The organism is Mucilaginibacter gynuensis (genome assembly GCF_039541195.1).
In the GTDB taxonomy this organism is placed as follows: Bacteria; Bacteroidota; Bacteroidia; order Sphingobacteriales; family Sphingobacteriaceae; genus Mucilaginibacter; species Mucilaginibacter gynuensis.
Window position 1 is genome coordinate 184570 of sequence record NZ_BAABFT010000004.1, and the last position, 17290, is coordinate 201859.

The following is a 17290-nucleotide window of genomic DNA, read 5'->3' on the forward strand; positions in this document are numbered from 1 at the left end:
CTGATAAATATAAATGCCGGTAAGCCGAATAATTAACAAGCTAAGAACACATACAGGAATAATAAAATTCATACTTTATATAACTATTATGAAAATCCAATTTAAAGCAATCATGGCAGCCTGTTTACTGCTATGTATTTCGGTACCGTTACTGGCGGCTGATATTAATATCAAGATCAGCAAACGGTACCTTAACCTCCCGGTATCGCAGGCGCAGGCCCGCGGCACCATGCAGTTTAAAATAGGCGGCAAGGAAGAGCGCTCTTTCAAGATCAGGCTGGCTAAGGATGAGCCTCAATATTGGGTGTTTTGCGATGTAACCGCTTTAAAAGGTAAAACCATCAATATCAGTTATGACGGCGACGGCGCGGGCCTCAGTAAAATCTACCAGGACGATAAAATAGCCGGGCAGGATTCCATGTACCACGAAAAGAACCGTCCGCAGTTCCATTTCACCACCCGCCGCGGCTGGATCAACGACCCTAACGGTTTAATCTTTTTCGAGGGCGAATACCACCTGTTCTACCAGCATAACCCTTATGAAAGGGAGTGGGAAAACATGTCGTGGGGGCACGCGGTAAGTAAAGACATGATTCATTGGGAAGAGTTGCCTACAGCCTTAACTCCGGATAACCTGGGTACCATGTTCTCGGGTTCGGCCGTAATTGACTATGATAATACTGCCGGTTTTAATAAAGGCAACACCCCGGCCATGATAGCCACTTACACAGCCAATTCAGATGCTAAACAGGTACAGTGCATGGCTTACAGTTTAGATAAAGGCCGCACCTGGACAAAGTACAGCAAGAACCCGCTGATTGATTCGAAAGCAAAATGGAACAGCCAGGATACCCGCGACCCACGCGTATTTTGGTACAAACCGGGCAAACACTGGGTGCTGGTATTGAACGAGCGTGATGGCCATTCCATCTACAACTCAACCAACCTTAAAGACTGGACCTTTCAAAGCCACGTGACCGGCTTTTGGGAATGCCCCGATCTGTTTGAGCTACCTATTGATGGCGATAAAAGCAAAACAAAATGGGTAATATACGGCGCGTCTAACACGTATATGATAGGCTCGTTCGATGGTAAAACCTTCAAGCCTGAAACTGGTAAATACTACTACGTTACCGGTACAATTTACGCAGCCCAAACCATTACCAATATGCCCGAAGCCGATGGCCGCAGGATACAGATAGGCTGGGGAAGGGTTAGTCACCCCGATATGCCTTTTAACGGAATGATGCTGTTGCCTACCGAACTTACCCTGAAAACCACTAAGGATGGTGTAAGGCTGTTCAGCGTGCCGGTTAAAGAAACCGAGCAACTGTTTGATAAGGTAAACCAATGGAGTAACCTTAAAGAAGGTGATGCCAACGATAAGCTGAAGGAATATAATAACAGCGACCGCCTGCGTATCAAAACAACCATCAAACTATCGCATGCTACCAGCGCGGGCTTAAACCTGTTTGGTCAGCATATTATTGATTACGATATGAACTTCAACCTTATTAACGGTAAGTTTTATTCGCCGCAGGATATGACGAGCATGGAACTGACCGCCGATATTTATATCGACCGTACTTCAATAGAAGTATTTATTGATGGCGGCGCTTACTCATATTCAATAGAAAGAAAACCGGATTCGAAAAATACCGAGGGTTTCCATTTCTGGGGAACCAATATAGATGTTAAGAACCTGGAGGTATATACCGTAAAATCCATTTGGAAATAATTGTATGTTAAAGCTGAAAGCCGAAAGGTAAAAGCAGAAAAGTCAATGACCAATGACAAAATGCCGAATGACTAAATAATAAAAACGTCATCACTTCGCTAAGCGATGACGTTTTTATTCTACATATTATGCAGAAAGACAGTGCTGTTAATTTTTTATTTATAATATTGGGGTTTCCGATCATAAATATTAAAAACCAACATTCATCTTGATATGACCAACTACCTCAAACTTTTTTCCCTGTCGTTATTGCTTGCTGCAAACTGTTGTACCAACGCTTTTGCGCAAGCCCCCAAGTTACCAACCCCGTGGACGAAAGCGGCCATGGAAGCCGACATCCCTTTCCCCGAATACCCACGCCCGCAGCTGCAACGCGAGCAATGGCTGTGCCTGAACGGCAAATGGGATTACCAGGGCGGAAAAGATGTGGCCAACGCGCTTAACCCTGCAAAACCTGTAGCTTTTGATGGCAAGGTGGATAAGATTTTGGTGCCTTATTGTCCGGAATCGGTAATATCGGGGATCCAGCGTAAGCAGGAGATCAACATGTGGTACAGGCGCACATTCGAGGTGCCTGCAAACTGGGGTAACAAACAGGTAATTATCCACTTTGATGGTGTTGACCATGACGCTACCTTGTTTGTTAACGGCCAAAAAGCAGGTACACATGCAGGCGGGTACGATGCTTTCAGTTTTAACATCAGCCCATACTTAAAAAAGGGCAGCAATACCATTGTAGTTGCCGCTTATGATCCTAATGATGGCCGGGCACCTTCGGGTAAGAACGGTCCGCGTGGCGATTATACTTTTTCATCAGGTATATGGCAAACCGTATGGCTGGAGCCGGTGAACAAAGCCCATATTAAAGGCATTAAACTATTGCCCGATTTGGCTAACAGCCGTTTAATACTTACCGTAAATGCCGATGCCAACGCCAAACTATCAGCCTCCGCGCTTGATGGCAGCAAGGTGGTTTCGCAGGCAAAAGGTGTGGCCGGTACGGCTTTTTACCTGCCCATTAAGGATGCCAAATTATGGTCGCCCGATGAGCCGTTTTTGTATAACCTGAAAATCTCCCTTACCAATAATGATGGCAGCGTTGCCGACGAGGTGAACAGCTATTTTGGTATGCGCGATATTAAACTGGGTAAGCTTAACGGTGTAATACGCCCATTGCTTAACGGCAAATTTGTAATGCAGGTAGGTTTGCTGGATCAGGGTTACTGGCCCGATGGTATTTTAACCGCGCCTACCGAAGCCGCTTTAAAGTTTGATGTGGAGTTTACCAAAAAAGCGGGTTTCAACCTCATACGTAAACACATGAAAACCGAGCCTCAACGCTTTTACTACTGGGCAGATAAACTGGGTTTACTGGTTTGGCAGGATATGCCGGCTATATGGTACCAAAACGAAGATACACTGAAAACCCGCAAGGTTTTCCGCCATGAGTTGAAGGCGATAATAGACGACCATTACAATTCGCCATCGATAATTACGTGGGTGCCTTTTAATGAGAACTGGGGCGCTTTCGATGTTAAAAACATCACCGATTGGGTTAAGCAATATGATCCTTCGCGCCTGGTGAATGGTAACTCGGGCTTTAATAATAACCCGGGTTATCAAAAAGCTTATGGCGATCCCGGCAATGGCGATTTTGTGGATACGCATATCTATGTCGGTCCGCGGGATGCATCCGAACCGGACGCGCGTCGCGCGGCATCGCTGGGTGAGTTTGGCGGTGTAGGGCTTTTTGTACGCGACCACATGTGGCCTGTTGAAAACAACGCTTATGATTATGAGCCTACCAAAGCCGCTTTAACAGATCGTTATGTTTTCCTGCTCGACCAGGTAGAACAACTGATGAAATATAAAGGGCTCAGCGTAGCCGTGTATACCCAAACTACCGATGTGGAGCACGAAGTGAACGGCGTATTAACCTACGACCGTGCTTATGAAAAAATGGAAGTTGAACGTATAAAAGCCGTTAACGAGGCCGTAATAAAAGAAAGTTATAAACTGAATAAGTAACTGGGGCTAAAAAAACAGTCTGCCAATGTATAATAGATTATTGCTAACCGCTGTGTTGTTAATTGCCGGCATTAATTGCTTTGGCCAAAAAGAAGTGGACCTTAAAAGCTTGCTTACCGAACTGGCAGACAATACTTCGGTAGCCAGCTGGCCCGACCCATATTATAAACAAATGCAGAGCAGCAGTTACGACCGCAACTCCGTTTCGCCCGATAAGCCGGGCTGGTTTGCCAACGACGACCGCTCGCATTACATCCGCACCGAAGAGGTTGACGGCCATAAAGAAAATGTAATGCTGGATGTTGACGGTCCGGGTGCTATAGTGCGCTTTTGGCTGACCACCTTTCGACGGAATGGTAAATTAAGGATCTATTTTGATGGACAGACAAAACCGGAGATAACCATCCCGGCGTATGATCTTACCAAAAGCGGATTGGATTTAGGCAAAGGTTTACTGCAACCGCATTCGAGCTACGAACCGGCCGAAAAAGGCGGTAGCAATTTATACCTGCCCATGCCTTATGCCAAACACTGTAAAATAACCTGGGAAGATAATGACACCGATAACCAGCCGAGATATTACCAGGTAAATTACCGTACCTATCAACCCGGTACAAAGGTTAAAACATTTACGGTTGCAGAGTTTACCGCGCTAAAACCTTTGGTTGAAAAAGTGAATAACAGCCTGCTGCACCCCGACGATTTTAAAGGCAGCGTGGCACGGGCAAACGGAAATTTATTCCCGCAAACTACACTTATGCTGCGTGTGGCGGGTGCTTCATCTGCCATACGTTTGCTTACCATAAAAATTACCACCGCTAAACCGGAGGATTATCAGCAGGCTTTACGCTCGGCCATTTTAAAAATCAGTTTCGACGGACACCAAACCGTTTGGTGCCCGGTGGGCGATTTTTCGGGCAGTGGGGTTGGCGGCAAGGCCATAAATAGCTGGTACCGCACGGTTGATGCCGATGGTCTCATCATCAGCAGGTGGGTAATGCCTTATCAGCGGTCGGCAGAGGTTTCCATAGTTAATACAGGCAGCGCGGAGATAAAGGTTAACATTATCGCCACAACCGAAAGCCGGAAATGGACGGCCAACAGCATGTATTTTCATGCAGACTGGAAGGCGCAAAACAACGTGGCCATTAAAAAAGGCGAGGAAGATAAACCTACCGAATGGGTATTTAACAGCATTAAAGGAAAAGGATTGTTTTTGGGCGATACCTTTGCCATATACAACCACATGCACAAATGGTATGGTGAAGGGGATCAAAAGATCTGGACAGACGGCGCTACCTTTCCCGATGAATTTGGTACCGGTGCCGAAGATTATTACAATACCTCATGGGCCCCTGTAGTATTGTACCAAACCCCGTTTGCCAATGCCCCGCGTGCCGATAATGCAGATTCTTTCGGCTACAATACCTTTACCCGAACACGTAACCTAGATGCTATCCCGTTTAAAGAATCTTTTCGATATAGTTTGGAAACATTAGGTTGGGAAAATGGAACGGCCGATTTTGCCGCTACCACATACTGGTATGGTTTTAAAGGCGCTAAAAGCAGCGCGGCCGCTGAACAATCTTTGCCGGTGAACTTAAAGGATAACGAATAGATTTCGCTGGGAATATCTTATTAATAAGTGTTGGTAAAAAAGTAGCGTATCACGTATATGTTACGTTGGTTTATTCGTAATCGTTTGATTTTTAATACGATATTTATATCGTTAAACAAAAGCCTTATCATTATGAAAAAACTCCTTATCCCGGCGCTGCTGTTATTGGCCGCCTGTCAAAACAAACCACTTGTTGATCCCGGTACAGCATCGGGCAAACTGAATAATGGGAAACTACGCACCTTTGCGGGCACTACCCGTACCGATAGCCTGTACGGTGGATCCGTTCACTTTGGTACCGCCAATAATCAGGATTACCTCGGCAATAAGATCGGCTATGCCATGAAACTGGCCCGCATGATGCACTGGAATTACTTTCGCGCTGATGCCTCAACAGATAGTCTCGGTAATCCGTCCAATGCTAATTTTGCCGTTTTTGTCGATTCGGCGTATAATGCCGGTTTTGGCGTATTTGCCGTACTTAGCAACCCTAATTTAGCAGCACCTGCTGCGCCTGCTTCGGGTTACACTACATCAGAGTTAAATGCTTTTTATCAAAAAGGTTACAACAAAGGGTACGGTTTTATAAACCGGTTCCCCGGAAAAATTGGTTTTCTCCAGGTTTATAATGAACTAGAACTGGATAATAATGCTGATTTATTGAGGTCAACCTATCACGGTACCGCTACGCCTACTGATACCGAGGTGAACCTTAAATACAACATGGCTAAGTACAAGGCCTATCTACAATATCTGAGCGGTATGTATTCGGGGGCAAAAGCCGCGAATAGTAACATTCGTGTAGGGATGAATTACGGTTGGATTCACTACGGTCTGTTCAGGAGATTTGCTCTGGATATGAAAGCCATTAATAAAAAATTGGATTTTATGGGTTTAGACTGGTATAATGATAGTGAATACGGAACAGACAGGAGCCATAATGTGAGCCCGATTGACACACCTATGGCTAATAAGGCCATAGTAAGGCTTAAGCTGAAGTTTATAGATTCGAGCCTGGTGACACAGGTTGGTATCACCGAAACAGGTATATCATTTGGCGGCACGCCAAGCCCCGGCATTAACCCTAATGGTTTGGGAAAAGGCGGTTTCTTAACCCTGATGCACAACCAATATAAATCAAATTGTAACTTTTTATTTTATTATGAATTGTTTAAAGAGCCATTGACGAGAGGATCGGGTACCAAGGAAGCTGAATTTGGTATTCAAACACCAACCAATTTGTCGCCCAATATTTTAGTTACTGATACACTTTCATTACTACACTAACTCATTTACAGAGATAGTAAAAAAGCAAAAAAAGAGCGGAACACGACATAATATCGTATTCCGCTCTTTTGTATAAATAGCCGGTAGCTTAGTTCTTATCTACAAACTTGTTATTGGCTTCATTATAACGGGCACCTGTATCGGGGTACTTGGTCAGTATCGCTTCAATAGTGGTTATGTCGGTATCAGATAGGTTTACATCAACTGATCCGGCATTTTCAACCAGGTATTTGCGGCGTTTTGTACCAGGGATAGGGATAATGTTTTCGCCCTGTGCCAGCACCCAGGCAATGGCAAGTTGTGCCGGCGAGCAATTTTTAGTGGCCGCCAGGTCGGCAAATTTCTGTGTTAAACCGCGATTATTATCCACATGTTCTCCCTGAAAGCGCGGCAGGGTTTTGCGGAAATCGCCATCTTTTAAAGTAGTTACATCAAGCGTATTGGTTACCAAACCCCTCGCCAGCGGACTAAACGGTATAAAAGAAATTCCCAACTCTTTGCAAAGCGGCAATATTTCGTTCTCTACCTCGCGGGTTAATAAAGAGTATTCACTTTGCAGGGCACTAATCGGGTGAACGGCATGGGCACGTTTAATTGAGTTTGCCGATGCTTCAGATAGGCCAAGGTAACGTACTTTGCCTTCCTTTACCAAATCGGCCATAGCGCCAACCATTTCTTCAACCGGTATATTTGGGTCTATACGGTGGGCGTAGTACAGGTCGATCACATCGGTTTGCAGGCGTTTCAAACTTGCTTCAACCGCGGTTTTAATATAAGCAGGTGAGCCGTTAAATGCAGTGTAGCCTTTAATATTCAGTTCGAACCCAAACTTGGTAGCGATAAATATCTTCTGACGGTTAGGTTTTAATACTTTGGCTACCAGTTCTTCATTGGCACCGTTGGCATAAATATCGGCGGTATCCCAAAAGTTGATGCCCAGCTCTATGGCTTTCTCCAGCGTTGCTATCGATTCGGCATCGTCCGGTTCGCCGTAGGCATGGTTCATACTCATGCAGCCTAAGCCAATGGCAGATAGTTCAACATCGGTATTACCTAATTTTCTGTATTTCATTGTTTATCAATTTAAGGGTGCCAGTAACCGGCACCCTGTTTTTTAGCAGTCGACCGGCTGATTACAACGTAGCCAGATCAATCACGAAACGGTAGCGAACATCGCCTTTCGTCATGCGCTCGTAGGCCGCATAAATATCTTTAATATCGATCAGCTCAATATCTGACACGATGTTATGTTCGGCACAATAATCCAGCATTTCCTGGGTTTCAGGCAAGCCGCCTATCATCGAACCAACCAAACTTTTACGACCGCCAATCAGGCTGAAAGCATAAAGCTGTGCCGGTGTAGGAGGTACGCCAACGCAAATATGTACGCCATTGGTAGCCAGTAAAGACAGGTAAAGGTTCAAATCGTGATCGGCAGAAACGGTATCTAAAATAAAATCGAATGTACCGGCAACGGCTTTCACCTGCTCTTCATCACTGGTTACAACAAAATGATGCGCGCCCAGTTTTTTAGCGTCTTCTTCTTTTTTAGGCGATGTGCTTAACACGGTAACTTCGGCACCGAAAGCAACACCAAATTTAACAGCCATGTGGCCTAAACCGCCTAACCCTAAAACTGCCAATTTGTGGCCCTTGCCAACCTTCCAGTGTTTTAACGGCGAATAGGTAGTGATGCCTGCGCATAGCAATGGTGCAACGGCGGCAAGATCTAATTTTTCTGAAATTTGCAGCACAAAATCTTCATGTACTACAATGCTGTTTGAGTAGCCGCCGTAGGTTGGGGTTACTTTATCCTGCTCAACGCCGTTGTAAGTTTGTGAGTGGCCATTGGTGCAATATTGCTCTAAACCATCCTGGCAGTTTTTACAAACCCTGCACGAATCAACCAAACAACCTGTACCGGCCAGATCGCCGATCTTGAATTTTTTTACATGGTCGCCAACTTTTACCACTTTGCCTACAATTTCGTGGCCGGGTACCATCGGGAAGATGGAGCCGCCCCATTCGTCTTTTATCTGGTGCAGATCGGAGTGGCAAACGCCGCAATATAAAATTTCAAATTGCACATCGTGCGGACCAACCTCACGGCGTTCAAAATTCCACGGAGCGAGGTCTGTTTGCGCGTTTTGTGCCGCGTATCCTTTTACTGGTATCATTTAATTACTTGTTTAAGTGTTTAATTGATACAAAGGTGTGGCATTTATAAGCCTGTAGTTAGTCTTTAACGTTCAAATAAATTGACTTTGGCGTTCAATTGCTCAGGCGCTTTGTAATTCTGTTTTATGTGCCGATGGCGAACAACCGTAATGCGATTTATAAAGGCGCGAAAAGTGGGCCACGCTTTCAAAACCGAGCGAATAGCAAACATCCTTCACCGCCATATCGGCGCGCAGCAGTTCGGCAGCTTTGGTTAAGCGTTTTTCCCTGATCCACAGTGCAGGGGTAGTTTTATATATGGCATGAAAATCGCGCTTAAAGCTGGATAAGCTCCTTCCCGAAAGATAAGCCAGTTCGGTAAGTGTGGCCGGTGTGGCATAATGCTCCATCACTATGGTGGGTATATCGCCGTAAACCTGTTGCTTTAGCTGTAATAGTTGCTGTAAAAGGTTTTTATCGGTACTGGCCAGATCATACAGCAATTCCATCATTTTCAGTTTGAGCAGGTTGCCGTCAATGGCTTCGGGGTTTTCAAAGTAAGGCACTACCGAATCGAAGAATTTTTGCAGGAGCGGCTTAACGGGCTTTACCACCACCTTCACCATTTCATCCGTTTCTACCGATTGGATGTTGGCCATCTTCATGAACTCTATCAGAAACTCATCCTTCAAAAAAAACATCATGCTCTCATACACATTGCCCTTTTCGGGATTGCCTGTTTTATCATAACCTATCTGTATGGCTTTTTTCAGGAAAACCATTTCATTTTTGTTTACAACAAACTCGTTATTGCAATAGGTTATCTTATTGGTGCCTTCCATTACAACCAAAAGCATGTGGTTTTGCAAAAACATGGTGCCCTGCTTACGGCTTGTTTGCGTGCACGATTCTACAATGCTTAAACCATTCAGTTTAAGGTCGCGGTTAAAATGCGGCGAACAGGTCATGTCGGCAGGTACTTTTATAGCTTTGGTTTTTTCCATTGATAATTTGAGCATGAATGCGGCAAAAGTAGAAAATTATAAAGGAGCATATTGTACAATAAAGGTCATATAAATTGACTATTAAGTTCAAAGTCGAGTAAAACCTATAACGTAATTGTGACCGATCAGTTATGCATCGAGACTATTTGCTTTTTACAAATGGTTATGCCGTTTTTACAAACAGGGCCGTAAGCTCTATGCGCTCTTCATCATCTAACTCGGTAATACCTTCTAACAAAGTCACCAGTTTATCTGCTTCGCCGGAGATTAGCAAGAGATCGAACATACGTACAAATAGTTTACGCTGATCAGTATTGAGGTTAGTAAATAATTTTGGTTCCTTTTCGTATAAACTGATCAGCATTTCTTCCAATACAGGTTTGCGCAGCTTTTCCGAATCATTTGGATAGGTCGGGAAAATCCCGTCTGCTTCAAAACGGTCAACCATTTTCGCACCAAAGGCACGCAGGTATGGCCGCCGCCTGGCCTGAATGTATTTCCCCAGTTCTTTAATAAGATGACGGTATTCGGGCGCCGCTTTTGATCTTCCGAATAAGACTTCCTGCTGGTCATTATCTCCGTTTTTGAAACTGAAATCATCAAAAAAATCGGATGTAATGTACACACTGTGAAAAAAGTCATCGGCCTTTTTATTCAGGGTTGTAAAATCTTTATAAACTTCGTTATACCGGCTGTCAATAAAATAATATTTCGATAGCTCCCTGTGTAAAGCCTTTTTCCACTGTATATAAACAACCCTGAACACTGTATCAGATGTTTCGTCGGGGATGATCAGGCTTTCTTTTTCGGCAATGTTTATGGTATGATCCAAAGCTTCGCCATTTATGAGTATGCGATACTCTTTTGGGCTGTTTAATTCAAGGAACCAGCAAAACTCTTCTACCAAAAAAGGAATTACCACATCTTGCATATACGCTTCACTGATGAGTAAATTACGAAAAGTGACTGATGTGCCGGTTTCTTCAGCCATTGGCACAGTAAGTTGTGATGGTTCGTAATGGTTTAATCGCTCGGCCGACATCCGTATTTCGCCGCTGCGTAAACCCTCCGGTGATGAAAACGTGGTAAGCCACGCTGCATCATGTGCAAAGGTAAAAAAGGTCATCCGGCCGACACCGTTTTTACCATGCATAACCGAGGTGTTTGCGGGGACGGCAATTTCAATTGTTTTTTCAGATTCGTAAAATGGTTCAAACTTCGACTTTAATTCATTAAAATCTATCCCATAGCCATTATCATTAACTTCTAAAAAATCCAGCTTGCCTAATGCGTTGGCCTTATAACGAATATTTATTGTATTTGCCCTTGCGTCAAACCCGTTCCATATATATTCGGCTATGGCTTGCTCTGCATTATAGCGTTTAAGTATTCTTTTTATTCCTTTAGAAGTGATATTAACGTTTGACATATGCAAGCTTAAATTGGGCGTGTGGGTCAAATTTAGCTAAATAAATTAGTATGGCAACGTGTGTTGATAACGCGATAAAAGAACTGCCAATAAGCGCAAAACATAATACGGCATAAATGTGATGCGAATTGTAATTCGTTTTGTTATAAATCCGATTGTGTGAATAAACCTTTGAATTTGATAATGAATGGGTTATTTTTGATTTGGTACCTGTATCAAAAATATGCTTTCAAACAAATTCGTACGGTTCGTAATATTAGGCTGCCTGTTTTTGTGCAGCTATAACCGGTCGTACGGGCAGGCCGTGGTTAGTGAGATTGATGGCCATAAGTTCGATAAACTATTTCAGATTACCTTAATTGATTCGCTTTGGTATTTCCATGCCGGTGAGTTACCTAAAGACAGTCGATCTTTACTAAGCACCACAGGCTGGGATACCATACGCAATACTTCGTTCTCAAAACTTAAATCGCCGCCGGGCTGGCAGGGGATTGGTTGGTTTGCTTTATGGGTGAAGGTTGATACCAACCTTGTGAATAAAAAACTGGCGCTCCGCATCAATCACGATGGCGCATCCGAGATCTTTGTAGACGGCAGACCTGTCGGTGGTTACGGAAAAGTAGGTAACTCGGCACAGGAAATGGAAGCCATCCGCGCCCCGCGAGAACTGATCCCTTTGTGGTTCAATGATACGCGCCCGCATTTGATCGCCATACATTACTCAAACTTTTTTGGTGTCTTTCCGGATTTTTTGGGTTTCCAGGTTTGGATAAGCGATTATACCGACCGTGCCAAACAGTTAACAAGCGGTAAACAGTTGCTGGGTTTTGTACCCATATTCGCTGCCGCCGAAATCATATTAGGACTTTTACATTTCCTGCTTTTCCTTTTTTATCCAAAGCAAAAGCTCAATTTATATTCCGCGGCATTTGTGTTGCTGGTAGGCATTAATGGTATTGGCGCGTATTTGTTTTACCTCACCAGTTTCCCTACGGTACAATTTTGGGCAGAATTGTTAACGTTTACATGCAAGGTATCGCTGATGTGGTCGGGTGTAGCGCTACTGTATATACTTGATTATGGCCGCATACCGCGCTGGCGCTTCATTGCTTTAAGTATTGTAAGCGCATTTTACCTGATCCTTTATTTTTTAAGATCTTTCGCCGGACTTATTCTGCCTCCAAATGATTATTTCGCGGTAGTGTTTTTTATTTGTGTGTTGGATGGTCTTTTATCGGCCTATCATTTGGTAAAACGGAGGCATAAAGGAGTGTGGCTGATTGTAGCGGGAGAAGCAGCCGTAATTTTAGTGTACTTTTTTGCCTGGGGCGATGTGTTTGGTATTTGGCCATACGAACTCAACGCCATGCGTGTATTTGTGATGAGTGCCGGCAATCTTCTACTACCAATTTGCCTCTCTTTATACCTTGCGCTCGATTTTGCACGAACCAACCAAAACCTCAGTAAAAAATTGGCAGAGGTGGAGCAATTGTCTGCTCAAAACCTTGCGCAAGAGGCAGAAAAAAGTGCTTTAATAGCCGCCGAGGCCAAACGATTAGAAGAGCTTGTACAATTACGCACAGCTGAACTCAGTGAAAAGGCCAGCAAACTCCAGGAAATGGATGCTGCAAAATCGCGCTTTTTCACCAATATTACCCATGAGTTTAAAACGCCTCTTACGTTAATTATTAACCCGGCGAGGGAGTTGTTAAATGATCCGGCCAATAAAAATGTACCGGGTTATCTTAACCTGATACTTAACAATGCTAATCGCCTGCTTCAGCTCATCAATCAGTTACTCGATTTAAGTAAATTGGAAAACGGACTGATGGAAGTTACCGCAGAGTCCTTTAACCTGATAGCGCTTGTAAAAAGCCATATTCATGCTTACAATTCAATAATTATACAAAAGGGTATAGTGCTGAAGTTAATAGCGGATATGGATCAACTTTGGATACTTAGCGACAAGGATAAGTTGGATAAGATTATCCTTAACCTTATTTCGAACGCTATAAAGTTTACCGATAACGGTCGCATTGAAATATTTATCCAACAAAAAGGTTCTGCTTTAAGCTTCACCATTCGCGATACAGGGCAGGGCATACCTACTGAAAAACTACCCTATATTTTTAGCCGCTTTTACCAGGCCGATCCTTCCGATACCCGTTCGGCAGAAGGTACCGGCATAGGGCTGGCCATTGTAAAAGAACTGGTGGAGGTACTCGGCGGAAGCGTGAATGCGAAGAGTATGGAAGGCTTGTTTACCGAGATCAATATTCAGTTGCCATACCAGGCAGCGGCCATTCCGCCAGAAGCTTTGCCCGAACCGGCAAGCCCGGATACTTTAATTATTGAGGACAATGAAGCTGCCTTAACAATTCCCGATGACAACAAACCGCTCATATTGCTGATAGAAGACCACCATGAATTAAGGGATTTTATTAGCCAATCGCTCGCTCCCGAATACCGTGTTTTATGCGCACAGGACGGAGAAGAAGGAATAGCGCTCGCCCTTAAACATGTGCCCAATTTAATTATAACCGATTTAATGATGCCCCGGCTCGACGGTTACCAAGTAAGCACTAATCTAAAGCACGACGAAAGAACCAGCCATATCCCCATCATTATATTAACCGCGAAGGCCGATATTGACAGCAGGGTACAAGGTATTGAAACCGGGGCCGATGCCTACCTTGGCAAACCCTTTGACAAACGCGAACTATTTGCCCATATAGAAAACCTGATGGCTGTGCGCACCCAATTACGTGAGCTTTATGGCCGGCATGATTCCTGGTTTAAGGAAACTTCATCGCTGCCGTCAATCGAACAGGATTTTATAACCCGTGTACGCCAGGCTGTAGAAAGTCACCTGAATGAAGAGGGTTATAGTGCCGACCAATTAGCCACTGAGCTCAGTTTAAGCCGAACACAATTACACCGCAAATTAAAGGCCCTTACCGGACAAGCCCCCGGCGAATTGATACGTATTGTACGCCTCCAGTACGCGCACGACCTTTTAGAACGTCGCGTAGCTACTGTAGCCGAAGTGGCTTACATGATTGGTTTCAGCAGTCCCGCCAGTTTTTCTGCCAGCTTCTCGCGTCATTTTGGTTTCACGCCAAGCAAGGTGCCTGAGGTGTAAATTTTAATTACCAGTTTAACTTTTTGATTTATTTGTTGCTTTTTAACACTAAATGCAACAAAAACGAAAGGATTTGCAACAAACGCGAAAGTGTTTTTCATGCAGGTAGATGTTTATTTGTGATGAAAATCATGCTTAGTTAATTCCGATATATCGGCAGTGAGAAGAGAAATATTTCCCTCCTTATTTTTTAAGCATTTTATAAACTCACAATCATTTACCTTAAAATCTACCAGAAATGAAAACTCTTCAAAACCGCTTTACATTTAAACGGATGCCAACTCCCTCTATATGGCCCGAAAAAAGTTTCAAACTCGCCATATTCTTTATATGTGGTTTGTTAATTACTTTATGTGGTTGCGGAAAACCATCTGATAACCCTACGCCGCCCACCGTAGAAAATCCTACAGGTTGCGTTATTGCGAGTGATATAGATCAGGCACTTGGAATTCGTAATTTTGAGTATGATGATAAAGGCCTGCTTATAAAAATGAAGGGGCCTAATTACTATTATGGACCTTTTGTTAGAACCATTACAGCCACTAAAGCTGTTGACACCTATCCGAGTTCATCGGTTGATGGAAATGGGAATCATTACTATGGTAATATTGACATTACTTATAATTATAGCGGAGGTAGCGGAAACATTTATGATGGTAACCCTGAATTTCTGCATCAATTGTTTACCAGTTCAATCTCCGGGACTGCATTAAGAACAGATTCAATGTTTCAGTTCAAGTATGACGCAAAAAAACACCTAACCAATGTTTTAATACCACGTGGCGGTGGTACCCCAGATGCCGACGGCTTTATTTTTTTTAGGTATGAACTCCAATTTACTTACGATGTTAATGAGAACGTTACGCAGGTAAAAATAGTTTACGATTTCTCAAGAAAGGTAACTGTTCTCCCCTCTGGTGAGAGCCGGTTCGATTATATACAGAAGTCTGATGAATTGCTGAACATTACCTATGACAATAAGATATCCCCATATGTCGCCATTTCAAAATATTGGAAATTTATAGGCGCGGATTTTAATGGTTTTGGTGCATATAACCTTGACAAGGTTCGTTTTTGGGCAGGCCGTTGCGCAATACTGAGCAAGAATAACCCTGTTAAAATTACCGGCAAACTGATAACTACCGCCAGCACTGTAGTTGCGAACGTTGATGCCACGCTTACTTATGAATACAACGATAAGGGTTTACCGGTTAGCATGGCAATAAACGGAGTGGGCACCAATGCTTTTACTTACAATTGTAAATAGAAATAGCTTAACCTTGCATATTCAAGCGTATGCAGCCTTATAACACATAATTCTGCCGGTACGTCCATTCAAAGAATAGGAATCAAGCTTTTCTGCTTTTCGGGCAGTACTGAAAACAAGATTACATACATTACTGATCCCGGCCTTAAACAGGCCGGGATTTTTAACGTTGACCTCCCGCCATTGAACGAAAAATCAGTTACTTTATTTGTACCATGATTATATTCTTCACAGCATTTTGTTCCATAACGGATGTTTTGTCCGATATCGGATATTTTTAAAATCCTAATAATATTTAATTTATTGATATTCAAATGTTTGTGTTTGGTATGGTGCTTGCAAAAAGGTATCCAAATCACAATTACACATGGATACCCTTATCGAGGCCGAAGTCATACAAAAAAGAAACAAAAAGAATATCATCCTGGTCGCGTCAGCAATAGTATTACTCATTGTATGCCTGTTGCTGGTACGCAGCATTTTCGGCTCAACTATAGGCAAGGCCGATTTTACTACAGGTACGGTTGAGATAGGCAATATCGAAAATACCATTAGCGCCAGCGGTGAGGTATTGCCCGAGTTTGAAGAGGTAATAACCAGTCCGGTAAATGCCGCCATTAAAACCGCCTTGATGGATGCCGGTAAAAAGGTAAAGTCGGGTCAACCCATCCTCGTACTTGATAAATCGTCTACCGAAAATGAATATACCAAACTGAAATTTCAGCTGGAAACCAAGCGTAACGAGATAAAAAAGCTAAAGCTCGACCTGAACAAAAGCTTTTTCGATATGCAATCAAACAACGCCATTAAGCAATTACGTATCAGTAGCCTTCAGGATGCCGTAGAAAATGCCAAACGGTTGTTTAAGGCAGGCGGTGCTACCCGCGAAGATATTGAACAGGCCGAATTAAACCTCAAGGTAGCCCTGCTGGAAAAAAAGCAGCTGGAAAACGAAATTAAAAGTAAACAGCAAACCATGCAGGTAGAGGTAAAGGAAGCCGAGCTGGCATCGGCTATTCAGCAAAATGACCTTTCCGAACTCGAGCGTAAACTGAAACTGGCCAATGTATCGGCAACCCGCGAAGGGGTTATTACTTACATCAACAAAAACATAGGCGCTTCGGTACACGAGGGCGATGTGCTGGTGCGTATTGCCGATCTGGGTAGCTTTAAGGTATCGGGTACCGTTAGCGATAATTACCTTAACCAGTTACACGCCGGTATGCCTGTTATTATCCGGGTTAATGATATGCCTTTACGCGGGCATGTGGCCAACGTATATCCATCGGTACAAAACGGTATAGTAAGTTTTGATGTGCAGTTAGATGAGCGCAACAATAAACAACTACGCCCCAACATGAAAGTTGATGCCTATTTAGTGACCGACGCGCACAGCAAAATAATGCGCCTGCCAAATGGCGCGGCAGTAAAAGGGGTGGGCAAGCAAGATGTTTTTGTGGTAAGCAAAGGCAAGGCCACACGCCGTACGGTTACACTGGGTATGAGCAATTTCGATTATGTGGAAATTGTTGACGGACTAAAACCTGGTGACGTAGTGATCATAACCGACATGAGCGAGTACAAAAACGCAAAAGAGATACAAATTAAAGATTGAGTGAT

General features: G+C 43.6%; 11 protein-coding genes. 7 read left to right on the top strand and 4 right to left on the bottom strand.

Features of this window, described 5'->3' with window-relative positions:
* The first annotated feature begins 88 nt into the window (after positions 1-88).
* From ABD894_RS09880 to ABD894_RS09895, 4 genes are all read left to right on the top strand, one after another.
* Positions 89-1738: a glycoside hydrolase family 32 protein gene (locus ABD894_RS09880; protein WP_345210856.1), complete on the top strand. Its 1650-nt coding sequence runs from the start codon at positions 89-91 to the stop codon at positions 1736-1738.
* Between the two features lie 213 nt (positions 1739-1951).
* Entirely contained in the window at positions 1952-3766 is a 1815-nt protein-coding gene (locus ABD894_RS09885; RefSeq protein WP_345210857.1) for a glycoside hydrolase family 2 protein, read from the top strand.
* A 25-nt stretch (positions 3767-3791) separates the two neighbouring features.
* A complete protein-coding gene (locus tag ABD894_RS09890; protein WP_345210858.1) occupies positions 3792-5384 on the top strand; it encodes a glycoside hydrolase family 172 protein in 1593 nt (530 codons plus the stop codon).
* A 132-nt stretch (positions 5385-5516) separates the two neighbouring features.
* Positions 5517-6671 carry a hypothetical protein gene (locus tag ABD894_RS09895; RefSeq protein WP_345210859.1) on the top strand — a complete coding sequence of 385 codons (1155 nt, stop codon included), beginning with the start codon at positions 5517-5519 and terminating at the stop codon, positions 6669-6671.
* 88 nt (positions 6672-6759) lie between these two features.
* Here the strand turns inward: ABD894_RS09895 and ABD894_RS09900 are convergent, their stop codons facing one another.
* From ABD894_RS09900 to ABD894_RS09915, 4 genes are all read right to left on the bottom strand, one after another.
* On the bottom strand, positions 6760-7743 hold the full coding sequence (locus tag ABD894_RS09900; RefSeq protein ID WP_345210860.1) for an aldo/keto reductase: 984 nt from the start codon (positions 7741-7743) through the stop codon (positions 6760-6762).
* 61 nt (positions 7744-7804) lie between these two features.
* Positions 7805-8848: an NAD(P)-dependent alcohol dehydrogenase gene (locus ABD894_RS09905; RefSeq protein ID WP_345210861.1), complete on the bottom strand. Its 1044-nt coding sequence runs from the start codon at positions 8846-8848 to the stop codon at positions 7805-7807.
* Between the two features lie 102 nt (positions 8849-8950).
* On the bottom strand, positions 8951-9832 hold the full coding sequence (locus tag ABD894_RS09910) for a helix-turn-helix domain-containing protein (protein WP_345210862.1): 882 nt from the start codon (positions 9830-9832) through the stop codon (positions 8951-8953).
* Between the two features lie 163 nt (positions 9833-9995).
* Positions 9996-11261: an ATP-binding protein gene (locus tag ABD894_RS09915; RefSeq protein ID WP_345210863.1), complete on the bottom strand. Its 1266-nt coding sequence runs from the start codon at positions 11259-11261 to the stop codon at positions 9996-9998.
* Positions 11262-11484: 223 nt separating this feature from the next.
* Between ABD894_RS09915 and ABD894_RS09920 the strand changes: the two genes are divergently transcribed.
* The 3 genes from ABD894_RS09920 to ABD894_RS09930 all read left to right on the top strand — a co-directional run bounded on the left by ABD894_RS09920 (position 11485) and on the right by ABD894_RS09930 (position 17285).
* A complete protein-coding gene (locus ABD894_RS09920) occupies positions 11485-14403 on the top strand; it encodes an ATP-binding protein (protein WP_345210864.1) in 2919 nt (972 codons plus the stop codon).
* A gap of 238 nt (positions 14404-14641) precedes the next feature.
* Positions 14642-15670, top strand: a complete 1029-nt coding sequence (locus ABD894_RS09925) for a hypothetical protein (protein WP_345210865.1) — start codon at positions 14642-14644, stop codon at positions 15668-15670.
* A 367-nt stretch (positions 15671-16037) separates the two neighbouring features.
* Complete coding sequence (locus ABD894_RS09930; protein WP_345210866.1) at positions 16038-17285, top strand: efflux RND transporter periplasmic adaptor subunit; 1248 nt, start codon at positions 16038-16040, stop codon at positions 17283-17285.
* Positions 17286-17290 lie beyond the last annotated feature (5 nt).